The organism is Pseudomonadota bacterium (assembly GCA_026388255.1).
Classification (GTDB): Bacteria; Desulfobacterota; Syntrophorhabdia; order Syntrophorhabdales; family Syntrophorhabdaceae; genus JAPLKB01.
Genome location: JAPLKC010000095.1, coordinates 1 through 15,017, shown reverse-complemented (window position 1 = coordinate 15,017; position 15,017 = coordinate 1). Strand labels below are relative to the sequence as shown.

The 15,017-nt window shown below is 42.7% G+C and carries 16 protein-coding genes; 5 read left to right on the top strand and 11 right to left on the bottom strand.

All coding sequences use genetic code 11. From position 1 onward, the window contains the following. Positions 1-80: 80 nt before the first annotated feature. Both NT178_14785 and NT178_14780 read left to right on the top strand, forming a co-directional pair. Positions 81-2,351, top strand: a complete 2,271-nt coding sequence (locus tag NT178_14785) for a SulP family inorganic anion transporter (protein MCX5813793.1) — start codon at positions 81-83, stop codon at positions 2,349-2,351. 172 nt (positions 2,352-2,523) lie between these two features. Continuing rightward, on the top strand, positions 2,524-2,727 hold the full coding sequence (locus tag NT178_14780; protein ID MCX5813792.1) for a DUF4143 domain-containing protein: 204 nt from the start codon (positions 2,524-2,526) through the stop codon (positions 2,725-2,727). 493 nt (positions 2,728-3,220) lie between these two features. Here the strand turns inward: NT178_14780 and NT178_14775 are convergent, their stop codons facing one another. From NT178_14775 to NT178_14745, 7 genes are all read right to left on the bottom strand, one after another. Next, positions 3,221-3,934, bottom strand: a complete 714-nt coding sequence (locus NT178_14775; GenBank protein MCX5813791.1) for a hypothetical protein — start codon at positions 3,932-3,934, stop codon at positions 3,221-3,223. A gap of 6 nt (positions 3,935-3,940) precedes the next feature. Next, a complete protein-coding gene (locus NT178_14770) occupies positions 3,941-4,219 on the bottom strand; it encodes a DNA methyltransferase (GenBank protein MCX5813790.1) in 279 nt (92 codons plus the stop codon). Positions 4,220-4,557: 338 nt separating this feature from the next. Next, positions 4,558-4,782 (bottom strand): hypothetical protein, encoded by a 225-nt coding sequence (locus NT178_14765; protein MCX5813789.1) that lies wholly within the window; start codon positions 4,780-4,782, stop codon positions 4,558-4,560. A gap of 23 nt (positions 4,783-4,805) precedes the next feature. Beyond that, positions 4,806-5,324: a ferredoxin:glutaredoxin reductase gene (locus NT178_14760; GenBank protein MCX5813788.1), complete on the bottom strand. Its 519-nt coding sequence runs from the start codon at positions 5,322-5,324 to the stop codon at positions 4,806-4,808. Further along, positions 5,321-5,602 carry a glutaredoxin family protein gene (locus NT178_14755; protein ID MCX5813787.1) on the bottom strand — a complete coding sequence of 94 codons (282 nt, stop codon included), beginning with the start codon at positions 5,600-5,602 and terminating at the stop codon, positions 5,321-5,323. Before NT178_14755 ends, NT178_14760 begins: the two co-directional genes overlap by 4 nt. Positions 5,603-5,938: 336 nt before the next feature. Further along, entirely contained in the window at positions 5,939-6,571 is a 633-nt protein-coding gene (locus tag NT178_14750) for a DUF1003 domain-containing protein (GenBank protein ID MCX5813786.1), read from the bottom strand. 96 nt (positions 6,572-6,667) lie between these two features. After that, positions 6,668-7,597: a ParB/RepB/Spo0J family partition protein gene (locus tag NT178_14745; GenBank protein ID MCX5813785.1), complete on the bottom strand. Its 930-nt coding sequence runs from the start codon at positions 7,595-7,597 to the stop codon at positions 6,668-6,670. Positions 7,598-7,897: 300 nt separating this feature from the next. Here NT178_14745 and NT178_14740 point away from each other — a divergent pair, with 300 nt between their 5' ends. Beyond that, a complete protein-coding gene (locus tag NT178_14740; protein MCX5813784.1) occupies positions 7,898-8,695 on the top strand; it encodes a transporter substrate-binding domain-containing protein in 798 nt (265 codons plus the stop codon). Between the two features lie 19 nt (positions 8,696-8,714). Here NT178_14740 and speB read toward each other — a convergent pair whose 3' ends face one another. The 4 genes from speB to NT178_14720 all read right to left on the bottom strand — a co-directional run bounded on the left by speB (position 8,715) and on the right by NT178_14720 (position 11,358). Next, positions 8,715-9,578 carry an agmatinase gene (speB, locus tag NT178_14735; GenBank protein MCX5813783.1) on the bottom strand — a complete coding sequence of 288 codons (864 nt, stop codon included), beginning with the start codon at positions 9,576-9,578 and terminating at the stop codon, positions 8,715-8,717. A 4-nt stretch (positions 9,579-9,582) separates the two neighbouring features. After that, the gene (locus tag NT178_14730; GenBank protein MCX5813782.1) at positions 9,583-10,128 is read right to left on the bottom strand and encodes an arginine decarboxylase, pyruvoyl-dependent; all 546 of its coding nucleotides are present in this window, start codon (positions 10,126-10,128) and stop codon (positions 9,583-9,585) included. A gap of 22 nt (positions 10,129-10,150) precedes the next feature. Then, entirely contained in the window at positions 10,151-10,624 is a 474-nt protein-coding gene (locus tag NT178_14725) for an arginine decarboxylase, pyruvoyl-dependent (GenBank protein ID MCX5813781.1), read from the bottom strand. A 182-nt stretch (positions 10,625-10,806) separates the two neighbouring features. After that, a complete protein-coding gene (locus NT178_14720) occupies positions 10,807-11,358 on the bottom strand; it encodes a cupin domain-containing protein (protein MCX5813780.1) in 552 nt (183 codons plus the stop codon). Positions 11,359-11,479: 121 nt separating this feature from the next. Between NT178_14720 and NT178_14715 the strand changes: the two genes are divergently transcribed. Together NT178_14715 and NT178_14710 are read left to right on the top strand one after the other, a co-directional pair. Beyond that, entirely contained in the window at positions 11,480-13,087 is a 1,608-nt protein-coding gene (locus tag NT178_14715) for a thiamine pyrophosphate-binding protein (GenBank protein ID MCX5813779.1), read from the top strand. An 88-nt stretch (positions 13,088-13,175) separates the two neighbouring features. After that, entirely contained in the window at positions 13,176-14,837 is a 1,662-nt protein-coding gene (locus tag NT178_14710; GenBank protein MCX5813778.1) for an NAD+ synthase, read from the top strand. The last annotated feature ends 180 nt before the right edge of the window (positions 14,838-15,017 follow it).

Here is a 15,017-nt window from a genome sequence, read left to right as displayed (position 1 = left end):
ATTGTATGAAAGTGTATGTCTATTTTCCGGCTCCCCGATTCCTCTTGACACTTTGCTAACGTACCGTTATCATTTAGTGAATGTCATTCCCATGCACATCTGAATCTGAACCGCTATCCTGCAGCCGCATGGTTCCGCCTGCCTGTGGGAGAAACCCCTCTTTCCTACAAAAATATCCTGCTATCCTGACGGCTGGTTTTATATCGGGAATCCTTACTGTTATCACGTCGACGGCATTCGCTGCACTGATATTCTCAGGCCCTCTCTCGGGCTACGTCTCCCAGGGGGTCAGCTTTATCCTTCTTGGTGCGGTTATAATCGGCATAGGTACTGCTCTAACAAGCTCTTACGCGGGAACGGTGGTGCATCCCAGCGAAATCCCTCCGGCAATTCTCGCGCTTGTTGCATCAATCATTGCTACTGCCATGACTTCCTCCGGAACAGGAGACGCAGCCTTTATCAACGTCGTAGCCATAATCATTATTACTTCTCTGAGCACCGGCGCTTTGTTTCTTGCCCTGGGCTTTCTTAAGGCGGGAAACCTGATTCGGTTTATCCCGTATCCGGTCATAGGAGGTTTTCTTGCCGGTACCGGACTGCTGCTCATGAGAGGGGCTTTCAGTTTTATGACAGGAAAGCCCTTTACATTAATGGACTTGTTTTCCCTCTTGCAATCCGACATTCTTGTTAAATGGCTGCCGGGATTGTTGCTTGCCGTCATATTGTTTTCGATCCTGCGCTGGCGAAATCATTATATCGTCATGCCGGCATGGCTTCTAATCTCCATGGGGTTATTTTACTCAATCCTGCTTGTGACAGATACCTCGTTGGCCGTAGCCCGGGACCATGGCTGGCTTATGGGGTCTTTCCAGAAAGTGGGGCTGGCACAACCGTTGTCATTATCATCCTGGGCTCAGATTGACTGGACCATCATTCTCGGCCAGTTCAACAGAATCGGTACAATTATGATAATCAGTTGCATAGCGCTGCTCCTCAATGCAAGCGGCATCGAGCTTGTGGTACGCGAAGAGATAGACCTGAACAGGGAACTCCGGTCTACCGGCCTGGTAAATGTCCTGGCAGGCCTTGTTGGTGGAATTGTCGGCATCCATTCACTCAGCCTGTCTACGCTCGGCCACAGAATGGGCGTAAAGAGCCGGATAATAGGCCTTTTGTCGGCGGCTGTATGCGGTTTGGCCCTCCTCTTCGGGAGTACAATGTTATCTTATTTTCCGATGCCCGTAATGGGCGGGGTTCTTGTGTATATAAGCCTGACCTTTCTTTACGAGTGGCTCTACGCGAGCTGGTTTAAATTACCCAGAATCGATTGTTTGCTTATCCTTTTCATCCTTGTTGTAATAGGCGTTTTTGGTTTCCTCGAGGGTGTAGCTGCCGGACTCATCGTTGCAGTTGTGATATTTGTGGTCAGATACAGCCGCGTAAGTGTGATCAAGCAGTCCTTTTCAGGCACGAATTATTACAGCAGCGTAGACCGCCCTCCAGACGACAGGCATCTGCTTGCAGAACAGGGCGAGTCCATCTATATCCTGAAATTGCAGGGTTTCATATTCTTCGGGACTGCAAACAATCTGCTCGAAGAAATCCGTAAACGTGCCAGGGACAAGACACGGCAATCTATTTGTTATATTCTTCTCGACTTTCGGTTTGTTAACGGAGTTGATTCCTCTGCGGCGAATAGCTTCACAAAGATGAAGCAGTACGCGGAGACTGAAGGTTTTAAGCTGATATTTTCTCATCTTATACCCATTGTAACGGGCCAGTTTATACGGGGCGGATTCGATGTAAAAGAGGACGGGCACTTCCGCACCTTTGTCGATCTTGACCGCGCTATGGAATGGTGTGAGAACCGGATTCTTATAGAAGGGCAAATAACTCATGATGGACAGAGACTCAGCCTGGAAGACCAGTTGAGTGATTTTATGCCTCCCGGCACAGAAGCCGGGTCTGTTATGAAGTATCTGGAACGACAAGAGGTACCCGAAGGTTATTATCTTATGCGCCAGGGCGATCCTCCCCAATCACTCTATTTCCTTGAATCAGGTCAGGTTACCGCACAGCTTGAAGGCAAAGGCAAAGGCAAAGCCGTTCGGTTGAGAACGATGGGCCCGGGTACAGTTGTCGGCGAGCTTGGGCTGTACCTGCGATTGCTCTCCACCGCGTCAGTCATAACAGACAGGCCGAGTGTGTTTTACCGGCTGTCTGAGGAGGCGCTGCAAAAGTTGGAGGAGGATGAGCCTCTGGTAGCCCTGGCATTCCACAGGTTCATTGTCAATTGCCTCGGGGGGCGCCTCGTGCATGCCAACGAAGCATTACGTGCATTGATGGACTGACGGGCAAGTTGACATCATCCAAATGGACCAGCCTGGCGAAGTGTTGAGCGGAAAATGTAGAGAAAATATACTAATTTATGGAGTGTAATTCCAAATAACTTGTTTAATTTGTGGATTTACATTATCAGAATACTATTTTCTGGATAACGGGATTCGCAATGCAATTATTAATATGTTTAATCTGCTTGACAGCCGGAACGATGCAGGGCAGCTCTGGGAAAACTTTCTCGTTGTCGAACGGATGAAAAAATATGCCTATCAGTCCCTGTATGGCACGTTTTATTTCTGGCGAACTTACGATGGTCAGGAGCTGGATTTCCTGGAAGAGCGGGATGGTAAGCTTTCCGTTCAAGTGGTCTCAACTAAAAAAATATAAACAGCCAAAATCATGGCTGAATGAATACAAGGACGCCACATTTTCAATAGTGAATCCGGAAAACTATCCGGATTTTGTTTTATAACTATATGACCTGAACTTGAGTTGTGACCTCGCTCGCCTGTGCTTCCGGTGTGCTCGTCCTTGCCACCCCGTCATGCATCAAATAATGGCTTCAGCCGGAAATGCTGCGGAAATTTTACATGAAAAAGTTATTGAAATAATGAAGGATGTTCCTAAACTTCCTTGTTTCTTTAGCCGACTATTTGGTCTATTCTCCAGTATGCACTTTGATACCAATTCTGAAAACTGTTAATATTCCATTTAACCTCATTACTATCGATACCCATGTCATATATCGTTTTTCCGCCGAACCAGATAAAATGAGTAGCATTAATAATACCATCGTTTAGACTAGCTTCGATAAATTTTCTTTTATTAGATTTTAATAATAAAATCAGTTCATTGGTTAATATTTTTTTCTTATAACACATCATAAACTTCCCAAAACTGCCAATTCAAATGTTTTGGTGTGCAAATCTGAAATGAAATCATAATCTACAAAATGGACTTTGTTCTTTATTGACTGAAACGCGTTAGAATTAATTTTCTGCTCAAATTCTCTTTTTCTTGTAACAGAACTTACAATGTGAAATTTTGTGTTAAAATCTTGTAGGTCATAAAATTTAAGTAAAGATTTATAAATGTCTGTTGTATGTTCTACCTCAAACAATGAATTTGGGTATTTTCTATCATTAAACCATATAACATCTATTGTTTTTGCCTTTCTCAAAACGTCTTCATAAGTGAACTCATATATATGCTCTAATCCCGCCAGATATGATAACTTCTTGGCCAGAAAAAGTTTGTTTTTATCTTGAGGAGGGACATAGGTTTTGTATCCTTTAAGATTACCAATTTCAACTATCAAGCCTTGATAATATGTATGATTAAATTTTTCAATGTCTGCTTTCTTTTTACTTTCGATATTAAATTCTTTCAACACTTCTTTTTGATGACTTTTTAATGCCCAAAGCCCAGGCCGTATTTTAAAAAAGTATTTGCTATCCTGCACAATTCTTCTAATAGATGCGAATGGGGTTTTGGTTTTCCAATCTTTCACATTTATATTTTGATTCAAAAATCCCAATGTTGCATAACCTCCATTTTGTGTCATAACATTTATGACCATTTCATATTGCTTCATAATAAGTCACACGCAAAAGAAATTAGGTTTAAAAACCTTCTTGCAGCTAGCCAACCACTCTTTATGAAACTCAAAGTCTTTCTCCATGCCTCTACTTTCATCCCATTTTCCTTTATTTACACTTACTCTCCTGCCAGCGTGACATGTAAAGCCACCATTTGAGAGATTATATGGTGGATCAGCAAATATCAAGTCAACAGAGTCTTCTTGAATTGTTTCCAAGGCTTCTATGCAGTTGTTCTTGTACAATTTAAATCTATTTTTATCATAATAGGCTTCAATCATGGTTGAAGTATTATAAGCTTATTTCTACAAAAAATTAAGAAAATAAATGATGATGCCATTATAAAAATAATAAAAAAAATAACGAAATCAGATCTTACCAACTGATATGATGCAAGGAAGGAACAAAAGTGAGGGTGGAGGGGCCCATAAAATCATAAACAACTTTCCTCCGGCAACAAGGAGTTTCTAAACCGATTGATTCCTGTTATACCCACCCTTTTTCTTTCCATTTTCCTGCAAACTGAATAAAATTGCAACTGATTTTTACTCATAGGAACTAAGTTTGTTCCTGCTCTCACACCTGTGGAAGCCAAGGAATTTGAGAGCGTACACGCCTTTTAATTCCCGATCTCTTTCCATACTTCTTTTGCGTCTATAATCGTGTCCCGCCTTTTTTTGAGGTCCTTCATTCTTTTTTGTACAAGCTTGGGATCAAGAAAATCAAAATAAACAGCGAGTGTCTTTTCTATTACAGAACTTTTCTTTTCACCGAGTTCGTTGGAAATTGTATCCAATTCCCGAGAAATATCCTCATCAAGGGTAATGTTATGTCTTATATTCAATTACGCCTCTCAGCATACACAAATTATATACGTGTAAGGAATTCTTCAAAACGTTCTTTTTGGGCTTTGCATATGGGACAGACTTCAGGTGGGTTTTCCCTTGCACAGAGGTAGCCGCATACCGTGCATCTCCAGACCGGATGGGAGAGCCGGGTAGTGCCTGATTCAACGGGGCGACTCTTTTTAATCCTTTCTTCTTTGGGTGGCCTTCTCTCTGGGATGGGTTTCAACGGTCTCTTGCCATCTGCTATGTCTCTGGTTACATAGAGGGCGCAGTAACAGGCGCCATGCTCGTTCAGGTCAGCATCCCTGTAATTACAAGGGCATATGATATCGAGATCATCTCCCTTTTTTTGATCGGCCAGCCTGCATGGGCAAGAGGGGTAACCGTATCTTCCCTGATTAATAATGAGGCCCCTTATCAGGGCTTTTGTAAATTCCTTATCAGGGTTAAGAATGTATCCGGCTGACTCTGCATCTTGTGACAATGTATCAAAGAGCGTATCAATGTCATGCAAGTCTACTGTGTCTTTATAACTCATACTCCTATGACTTCCTTTATCTTTTCCTCATCATAACCAACGACGCATGTCTCATTATTGATTACAATTGAAGGAAAAGAACATTTCGGGTTCCAGCGTTTCAGGTCCTCCATCTTTTTTTCTCTTTCATCATCATCAAGGTTGTCCATATCCACGTAGTCATATTGTACACCAAGGTTGTTAAGAAAAGCCTTTGTTTTTTTGCACCATATACAGGTGCTCAATGTGTAGAGAACCAGGTCCCCTTTGTCGCTGCCGCTGATATGTGTCATTGCCATTGGTTATTTTCCTCCATATCTTACTTAATTATGGTAATTTGCTGTAGTCGTCTGTCATTAAAAGACAAGTTATCGGTTGCCATATATTACCACTCTCTGCCATACAATACCCTTGTTTTTATTATATCATTTTCAACTCTAAGAAAACCCTGATCTTTTTAATTGTGAAGCAACTTCCGTAAAATTAAGCTCTTCCCGGCCTCCCGATCTGCGCTGCTTTAAGCCGCCACCCTAATCAATTCTGCCAAAAAGTTTGCTTTAGACCAATATCTCCTTAGCCGTCCCAAGCTCTCTCGCGAGAGTTGGATATATCCGAATGAACCTGAAGGAACGATTTTATTGACGGTTCTTCAAACCATCAATAAGTTGTCCCAGGAGTTTGAGCTGTTCATGCTGAATTGCGATAAGTTCGCTCCATTGTTCCTCTCTGAGTCCGTCAATTTTTTCGTGGAGTGTCATTATTTCGAGTTCTGACTTTAGATTCACCTCATAGTCATGTTCGGCGTCAAGGCGATCCCTATGGGCTTGCCTGTTCTGGGACATCAGGATTACCGGCGCCTGAATTGCAGCCAGCATTGACAGGACAAGGTTTAAGAGAATATAGGGATACGGGTCGAAAGTGCTGTTCAATTTGAGAAGAAGGAACCAGTTAAGCGCAATCCAAAGGAAAAGCACGGCTCCGAACGCTGAGATGAAGGTCCAGGAACCTCCGAAAGCCGCTACCCGATCAGCGAGTCGCTGGCCTAATGTCAACTGGTCGGCAAACTCTTGAGACGTGTTCCTCGCAATATGGGTCCTTGCGGCGAGATGTCGTGCAACATTCCTTTCTTGTTCGCCCAAACTCTCGCATTTCGAATGAAATAGTTGTTCTGCGATCTCTTGTTCCCGCTGACTCACTTTTTCGGCCTGGTTAATCAATTTCACGCTCCCCGAAATTGGCTTCTTTTGATCGTCTGGTGTTTTCAACATTACCTCCCTTTCCCGCTTCACGCCTGTCCTCGCTTGGCGGGGGCTTCACGGATTCTTTTGCTTCCCGGCCTTTCCCGCTTCACGCTTCACGGTCTTTTACACTTGTGGCGGTCTTTTCTTACCGTATGGTATTTTGGGCATCTGCTGTTGTATAAAATCACAGAAAACCTGCAGTTCATAGAGATATTTTTCAACGTCTTCCCGTACATAGGTTCCAAGGCCTTTCTCAAAATCCGTCTTAATGGATACCAGGCCTTTAACTTGTTTCTTAACGGATTTTGGCTTCGTATCAACAGGGTCAGGTTTGACTTCTTTGTATGCTGTGAGCATCCTTTCTAATGTGGCATTGGTTATCGGTGTCTTTATGACGGTATCGAATATATTTTTAAGATCAGGACAATCAAGGTTTGCGGCAAAGAGATAACCCTGAGAAACAGGGAGATTTCCTGACCGGATTTCTACCTGAATTTCTGAAGAAAGTTTTAAAAGTGATATCGTGCGATGCAGCGTCATTATTGACTTTCCGGAGATTTCAGAAATTGCTATCACAGTGATAGCAATTTCTTCCGGCAGGTCTTCGGGCCTCCTATTGTACATCACCAGTTCACTCATCACCCCGTCAACATCATACCCTTTATCGGGATGTTTTGCCTGAATAAATGAGAGTATTCCTTTCGCCTGATCAATAGGGTTGAGGTCTTCTCTCTGAAGATTCTCTGTCAGTTGAAGGGCTATGGTGTCCCCTAATTCTTTACCTGCTTCAATAACTCTTATTGGTACGGATTCAAACCCTAACTGCCGTGCTGCCACAAGACGCCTCTCCCCGCAGATGAGTAGATATGTCCCGTCATCCTGTCCGGTTACGATAAGCGGTTCTAAGATGCCCTTGTCTTTGATCGACTGCATGAGCGATTTGAATGAATCTGTTTCAATATCAATATTCGATCTCACCTGTTCCAACACTACAATCTTGTCTACGGGAATGTACAGAAATTCAGGATTTGCACTCGTCTTCTTCGTTGCCATAATTACCCCCTGTTTTAATTTTAGTGAATAGTCGTTAGTGAATAGTCGTTAGTCAAAAACCTATTTTACCATTCACTGCCTTTTCATATTTTCTGCCTTTTTAGCTATTCACTATCTACTATTCACTGCCTTTAAGTCCCCTTTGATGTCGCTATTTATTGTAGATATTTAGAAACAATGTGTCAAGGAATTTCCGGGAAAGGGTCCAGCATTTTTCTTGACAAGGCAGGTGATATCCTTATAGAGTTATTTCACACGATATTTCGCGGCATAATAAATGTCTAAAAGGAGAAAGAGGAAATGAAAAAAGCCATTGCAACCATAGCTGTTATTCTTGTTTTACTTGTTGTAGTAACAGTTGCCCAGGCGGGACCGGTAATTGATAAAATACTAAAAAAAGGTGAACTTGTCATCGGAACCACAGGTGAATATCCGCCTTTCAGTGCGAAATCAAAAAGCGGGATGCTGATGGGTTTAGATATTGATTTGGGAAAGATCATAGCGAGCAGCATGGGAGTAGTTCCAAAATTTGTTGAAATCCCTTTCCCGGACCTTTTATCAGCTCTCGAAGCCGGTAAGATTGACATAATAATCGCCGCTATGACTATGACACCGGAACGGAATCTCAAGGTTGCCTTTGTAGGCCCTTACTTCATTTCGGGTCAATCACTTGTGACCACAAAAGCAACAGCCCTAAATGCAGAAAATTTAAACGATATCAACAAGCCTGACTTTACCATTGCTGCTCCAAAGGGAACAACAAGTGAAATGATTGTCAGGAACAACATATCCAAGGCAAAGCTGATAGTAGCAAAAGACATGGATGAAGCATTGAAGCTTCTTCTGGAAGGCAAGGTCAAAGCAATCTTAACCGACAGAGCAACCGGTTCGGTAGCCACAGTACGCCACAAAGATAAGGGAATTGTCGCCACCAATAATCTTACGTTCGAACCAATCGGCGTTGCCATACCGGCCAACGATCCTCTTTTCGTCAACTTCCTTGACAATGTTATTGGTAGTCTTAAAGGAAGCGGTGCACTTCAAATGATGATGGAAAAATGGTTTAAGGAAGGGGACTGGCTGCAAGACCTGAAATAATTTAAGGGGTTCACAGCAGTCATTGCTTGTTTACATCAATATAGCTTAAAAGTGTGTAGATTAATTTGGCTGCAAGAAAATCGGGTGCTTTAGAATCTGACGGACAAAGCTCGACAACATCAAACCCGACTATCTGTTTTGATTTAGAAACAGCATAGAGGAGTTTCATAACCTGGTACCAGCCTAAACCGCCCGGTTCCGGGGTCCCTGTTGACGGCATAATACCCGGATCGAAGACGTCAAGATCAATGGTGATATACACGCTATCTGTCAGCAAAGGAACTACTTTATTTATCCATTTGTCAGAATCGTGTATATCATGTGCGAAAAACGTCTTCTTATTGTCAATATCGGGGCGTTCCGAGACATCCATACTGCGTATCCCCACAGAAACAATGTTTCCGGTAAATTCCCGGACACGTGCGATAACACAGGCATGACTGTAAGGGGTTCCCTCATATGAGTCGCGTGAGTCGGCATGGGCATCAAGATGAAGTATGCTCAGATCATTATAGCACCCGGCATATGATTTGATAACGCCGATAGAAACAGAGTGTTCACCTCCAAGGGTTACAACAAATTTATTGTCTTTAAGATATTTTGAGACTACTGAATCGGTTTTTTTTAACAAAGCGGAAGAAGAGGCCGAGTGGATCGGCCTGGCAGTAAAAATTCCCTTCCTGAAAACCTCGTTATCTGTCTCTATATCGTATAGTTCGAGATATTCAGAGGCCTCGATTATCGCTGCCGGGCCTTTGTCGGCGCCTTTTTGCCATGTGCTTGTTTTATCGAAGGGAATCGGCAATATGACGATAGATGCCTGCTCGTAATCATTATCATCATTGGGTAACCCACAGAAACTGAAGGGAAGCCTTGGCGACATTGTATCAATCTATAATAAAAACTGCCGTAGCCAATACTGTAGTCCAGAGACCGTCTTTATTGCCTTCAGCCGACTGGCAGATATTTTTAGTTTTGAATATGTGGCCGCTTGCTGTATAAGACTGCTTCCGCTCATCCCATGCCTGGTTAGGGTCAAAAGGAATATCAAGCGTTGTTGCAAGCATTGTAGCCGCAAGATCTTCTGCGTATTCCCCGGAGACAATGGCTTTTTCACCGAAAGCATGGTGCTCGGAGAGATAACCGTATTGGGAGTAATCCGTTGGTCTTGCAACACCGATTGCTGCAGAAATAAGACGGTTCGGTTCACAAGTCTCATTTCGTGACATTACACAATAAGTAATCTCGCCGGCGCTGAGAAGCTTCAAACCGGCAGTCTTTGAAATAATCTTACACTCTGGTGGAAATATACTTGATACATACACAAGATTACATTTCTCAATGCCTGCATTTCTTAAGGCAACCTCGAAGGATGACAATTTATCTTTATGAACGCCCACCCCTTTCGTAAAAAAAATCTTTTTTGGAGTCATTTTTGCATTCCTCCTCTCCATGCTAATCCCACAGGACTACACCGGCGAACACGGCGCCGATAGCAGCAATTTTATATGAAGCTGAAATAGCCATTATTTCTTTTATTTCCCTGTTCCTCATCTCCATGCCCTTTTTAACCATCTTCTTGACCTGTTCCAACACGATGTTTTCCTCTGCCTTTGCCGAATATTCCATGATTAAGCCGGCACGATTCTCATCCTTTGGTATGCCTATTGCTACTGCTGAAGAAATGGTTTCTCCGGGAATGTCACTATTAAGAGACGCGTAGGCTACAGGCACAAGGGCTCCCTGAGGCAATGGAATTGGTGGTGGTTTAATTTCTTCACAGCCGGGAGGAAGGATACTACTCATCTTAACGAGGTTGGTATCTCCGACGCCTGAGTCCAGAAGGGCGCCATCGAATGCGTTTAATAATGAGAATCCTTCAGATGAACCGCTGACAAGAAAAAACTTCGTGGGTGTTTTAATAATCACTTGACCACCTCCCAAACTTTTAAATACCCAACACGTTTGTGGGTGATTTCTTTGGCAAAGAAATCCTTATATTCATGCTATTTAAAGCATTATATTCCAAACCGTAAAAACCTGTAAATACATAGTCTTAAGAATGTTTTTACTTTTCAGTCCTGCTAAATACCTTTTTACCCGCGAGGGCGCTAAAAATTAGGGGGTGATGATACCCATAGAATATATGCCCTGTTATTTCGCCTATTTACTATATAGTGTTTCCTTGTTGCCTTAAAATAAAAACATTCACCTTTCTTTAATTTGTAAGGTTTTCCGCCAAGCACAAGCTCGATGCTGCCTGACAGTACAAAACCGAATTCCTCGCCTTCATGAGGTTCTTCTTCAGGTGTTTTTTCACCTGCATCAAGATCAAGCAGCGCAGGGTCCATCATTCTGTTCTGAGCAGCAGGAACAAGTATCTGAAAATTTTTTACATCTTCCCATTCCAACTCAACTCTGTCTTTCAATTTAAAGACAATTTTTTCATCTATTGCCCCATCAAAAAAAGCAGACGGTTTCTCATCAAGGGCATCAAGAATGCCTATCAGGCTCTCTACGGACAGTGATGTAAGATTCCTCTCAACCTGGGAGATGAATCCCTTGGTAAGTCCTGCCCTTGTAGCAAGCTCCTCCTGCGTGAGAGACTTGGCCTGCCTTAGCATCTTAATTCTTTCAGCTATCCTCGATCCGTCAATATTCATAATAACAGTATAAGCTTACAGAAAGTTTACAGTATTAAACTAAATTATCTGTTTTATTGTCAAGTAAATATTTATTTAACTTTCAGGTTTAGTATGTTAAACTCATATAAAAGGGCAATAAATGCTTGGAAAACAGGCAGTTATAGAGTTTATTAAGAAGAATAATATCGATAATATATTCCATTTGCCGGGAATTCATACACTTCCGTTAAACGAAGAGCTAACTAAGCATAATATCAATGTTTTTGTCGGCAGGCATGAGGCGAATGTCTTATTTATGGCTGACGGATATGCCAGATCGTCCGGCAATGTCGGGGTAGTTATCGTGACGCCGGGTCCGGGTCTGGGAAATACAGTATCCGGATGCATGGAGGCCTATGGCGATGATGTACCCCTTCTTATAATCCATATCGATACAAAAAGGAAAGAAAGAGGCAGGGGGGTACTCCATGAACTTGCCGAACCGGAAGGGATATTCACACATTTTACAAAAAAGACTTTTGTTGTATCAAACACACATGAAATAATCCAAACGCTTGATGATGCATATAAAACTGCCGTTTCCGGGAGAAAGGGACCTGTTGTTGTCTCCCTGCCCTATGATTTCCTGGAAAGAAACACAACTTCAGGGTCGTTGGTTGTGGACCAGGGATCGGGAATCGGAAGTGAATCAAAAACAAGTCAGGGGATTGATTTTGATCTGAACGGACTTGAAGAGGCCCTGCGCGGAAAGAAACGACCTGTCATCCTTGGCGGTAAGTCTCTGATGTTCAAAGAGGCAAGGCTGATTCTCGATGAAATGTGCACAGAGGCGTCCATACCATTTCTTACAAGCACGGGCGGTAAGGGTCTAGTTCGGGAAGACAGTATATACGCCTTCGGGAATATTATACAGAAGGGCCTTGTACGGGACATGATAGCATCGTCGGATATCGTTATAGCTATCGGGACAAGGCTTCGGGACACGGATGCAAAACGTAGAGGGGTAAAAATAGGAGAGCTTATTCATATTGATATAGATGATCGATGGATCAACAAAAATTACCCTGCAACATTAAAAATTACAGGGGATATAGAGCAGCCCCTGAAAGGCCTTTACCAGACGCTTAAAGGGAGGACATTTGAATGGAACCTCAAGGACATGAAAGAGATGCAGAGGAAAGAATATGATGCCTTAAAAAAAGTATCGCCCGGACTTCGTATGATAGAGCTTATAAGACAGGTTATTCCTGAAGATACGGTAACTGTTTGTGACCTTAATTATCCCTCTTACTGGGCAGAGTATTTCTTTCCTGTATATCATCAAAATACCTTTCTTATGCCGAGGGGTATATCTCCTATTTTTTACTCTCTGCCTGCGAGCATTGGTGCAAAAATCGGAAGGCTTGAAAGGCCCTGCTTGTGCCTGGCAGGAGATGGCAGCTTGCTTCCCACAATAGCGGAGCTGGCAACAATCAAAAAATATAATATTCCAGTGGTGATCTTTGTCCAGAACAATAACAGCTTCGGCATTCTCGAAGACATCATGGATGAGCGTTATGGAATATCAGGTACTATGGAACTGGAAAACCCTGATTTTGTTAAAATCGCAGGCGCCTTCAACATTAAAGCAAAAAGGGTTAAGACCCTTGACGGGTTAAAGAAGGTGTTCGTTCGGGATATTATCTGGGATGAGCCCTTTCTGGTAGAGTTCGAATCTCCTATCCTTCCGCCTCCATGGGATGCATGAAAGGGGTTCAAAATTAATGGTTACGGCAGATTACCTTCCGACCAACATTTACCTGTATTTTCTCATTTCATTGTGCTAAAAAATAGCCATGAAAACATTGAGAATTGCCCTTGCACAGATTAACCCTACTGTCGGGGATTTGAAAGGTAATACAGACAAAATTATAGAGTATATAAAAAAGGCAAAGGGACATGATACGGATATTGTCGCATTTCCTGAGCTTGCAATTACAGGATATCCCCCGGAAGATCTTCTGTTTAATAAAGGCTTTATAAAAGATAACATTGCTTGCCTTGGCAGGATAATCCCGCATACAGAAGGGATTATTGCAGTGGTAGGCTTTGTGGATTCAATAAATAAAGGCAGAGGCAAGGGTATATATAATGCGGCAGCAGTCATGCAAAACAGGAGCCTTGTGGACACCTGCTATAAATCTACATTCAGGGGACAGGGCATATATGACGAGTCCCGGTATTTTTTAAAAGGCAAGAGAAATCCATTCTTCAATGTCGGAGGCTTGAGCTTCTCTGTTGTTATTGGCAACGATATATTTCATGATGCAGGACTTATCGTAAATGTCGATGCATTTCCGTACTGGATAACCGGCAACACGCAGAAAGAAAAACGGCTGTGCGTGGAGGCCCTTAAGCACCATGGATATTTGGCTTATGTAAATATTGTAGGCGGACAGGACGAATGGGTTTTTGGGGGCAATAGCTCGATCATAAACAAAAATGGAGAAATTGTTGCAAAGAGCCCGTTATTTGAGGAAAGTATTCTTATAAGAGATATAGAGACAGAAGAAGCTGTTATGGAATCGGATGAAGCCCTAACCGTAATGATTCCGGTGAAATTGGTACAACAGAAAAAGGTCCTGCGAAAAAAAGTGGTTAAACAGCAAAGTCCCGTTGAAGAAGTCTATAATGCGCTCTGTCTGGGAACAAGGGACTATGTGAGAAAAAACGGTTTTCAAAAGGCCGTATTGGGTCTCAGCGGCGGGATTGATTCTGCACTTGTCGCTGCGATAGCGAAAGATGCCCTTGGTAAAGAAAATGTGTTTGGTGTGTCCATGCCTTCCAAATACACATCTGAAGAGAGCAAGGTTGATGCTGAAATACTTGCAAAAAATCTATGTATTAAGTTGATCGAGGTGCCCATAGATACACTTTTTGAAACGTATTTAGGAATACTGCAAAAACCTTTCAAAGGCCCGGCATCTCAAATAACACTGGAGAACCTCCAGCCCCGCGTCAGGGCAAATATCCTTATGGCGCTTTCAAACAACTACGGATGGTTTGTCCTTTCGACAGGCAATAAATCTGAAGTTGGCACAGGATATTCAACATTATACGGTGATACGGCAGGCGGTTATGCAGTCATAAAAGATGTTTCGAAGACCCTCGTATATAAACTTTCTCATTGGGTAAATGAAAAAGAGGGTAGGGAAGTTATACCCGAAAGGATATTAAACAAATCCCCTTCAGCAGAGCTTAGGCATGACCAGAAAGATACGGATACGCTTCCGCCGTATGATTTGCTTGACCCTATCCTCACGGCGCATATAGAAGATAACAGGACAGCAGACGAGTTAATTGCATCAGGATACGATGCCGGGCTTGTAAAGACCATTATAGATATGGTGCATAGGAATGAGTATAAAAGGCGGCAATCTGCCCCTGGACCGAAAATCACAAAGCGATCATTTGGAAAAGACTGGAATTTCCCTATAACAAATAAGTACAGGTACTAATTCATAAATTAAAAAATCAGGAAATCAGGGTCAGCCCTTGACGGCCTGTTGCCCGAATCCCCTTTGATCCCAACCCCGTATTTGTTCTTAACATGTCTTCATTATGAAGATTTGTGCCTTCCGGATTTTCACCTGTTTCATAAAAAAGGTGCAGGGGACGAAGATACATCTTGCAAATAA

Excerpts from the sequence above, each read along its gene's own strand:
- NT178_14760 (MCX5813788.1), bottom strand. The coding sequence starts at position 5,324 with ATGAGTTATAAAGACACAGTAGACTTGCATGACATTGATACGCTCTTT.
- NT178_14780 (MCX5813792.1), top strand. The coding sequence starts at position 2,524 with ATGTTTAATCTGCTTGACAGCCGGAACGATGCAGGGCAGCTCTGGGAA.
- NT178_14715 (MCX5813779.1), top strand. The coding sequence starts at position 11,480 with ATGCTTGGAAAACAGGCAGTTATAGAGTTTATTAAGAAGAATAATATC.
- NT178_14750 (MCX5813786.1), bottom strand. The coding sequence starts at position 6,571 with ATGTTGAAAACACCAGACGATCAAAAGAAGCCAATTTCGGGGAGCGTG.
- NT178_14720 (MCX5813780.1), bottom strand. The coding sequence starts at position 11,358 with ATGAATATTGACGGATCGAGGATAGCTGAAAGAATTAAGATGCTAAGG.
- NT178_14755 (MCX5813787.1), bottom strand. The coding sequence starts at position 5,602 with ATGGCAATGACACATATCAGCGGCAGCGACAAAGGGGACCTGGTTCTC.
- NT178_14745 (MCX5813785.1), bottom strand. The coding sequence starts at position 7,597 with ATGGCAACGAAGAAGACGAGTGCAAATCCTGAATTTCTGTACATTCCC.
- NT178_14770 (MCX5813790.1), bottom strand. The coding sequence starts at position 4,219 with ATGATTGAAGCCTATTATGATAAAAATAGATTTAAATTGTACAAGAAC.
- NT178_14775 (MCX5813791.1), bottom strand. The coding sequence starts at position 3,934 with ATGAAGCAATATGAAATGGTCATAAATGTTATGACACAAAATGGAGGT.
- NT178_14710 (MCX5813778.1), top strand. The coding sequence starts at position 13,176 with ATGAAAACATTGAGAATTGCCCTTGCACAGATTAACCCTACTGTCGGG.
- NT178_14730 (MCX5813782.1), bottom strand. The coding sequence starts at position 10,128 with ATGACTCCAAAAAAGATTTTTTTTACGAAAGGGGTGGGCGTTCATAAA.
- speB (MCX5813783.1), bottom strand. The coding sequence starts at position 9,578 with ATGTCGCCAAGGCTTCCCTTCAGTTTCTGTGGGTTACCCAATGATGAT.
- NT178_14740 (MCX5813784.1), top strand. The coding sequence starts at position 7,898 with ATGAAAAAAGCCATTGCAACCATAGCTGTTATTCTTGTTTTACTTGTT.
- NT178_14785 (MCX5813793.1), top strand. The coding sequence starts at position 81 with ATGTCATTCCCATGCACATCTGAATCTGAACCGCTATCCTGCAGCCGC.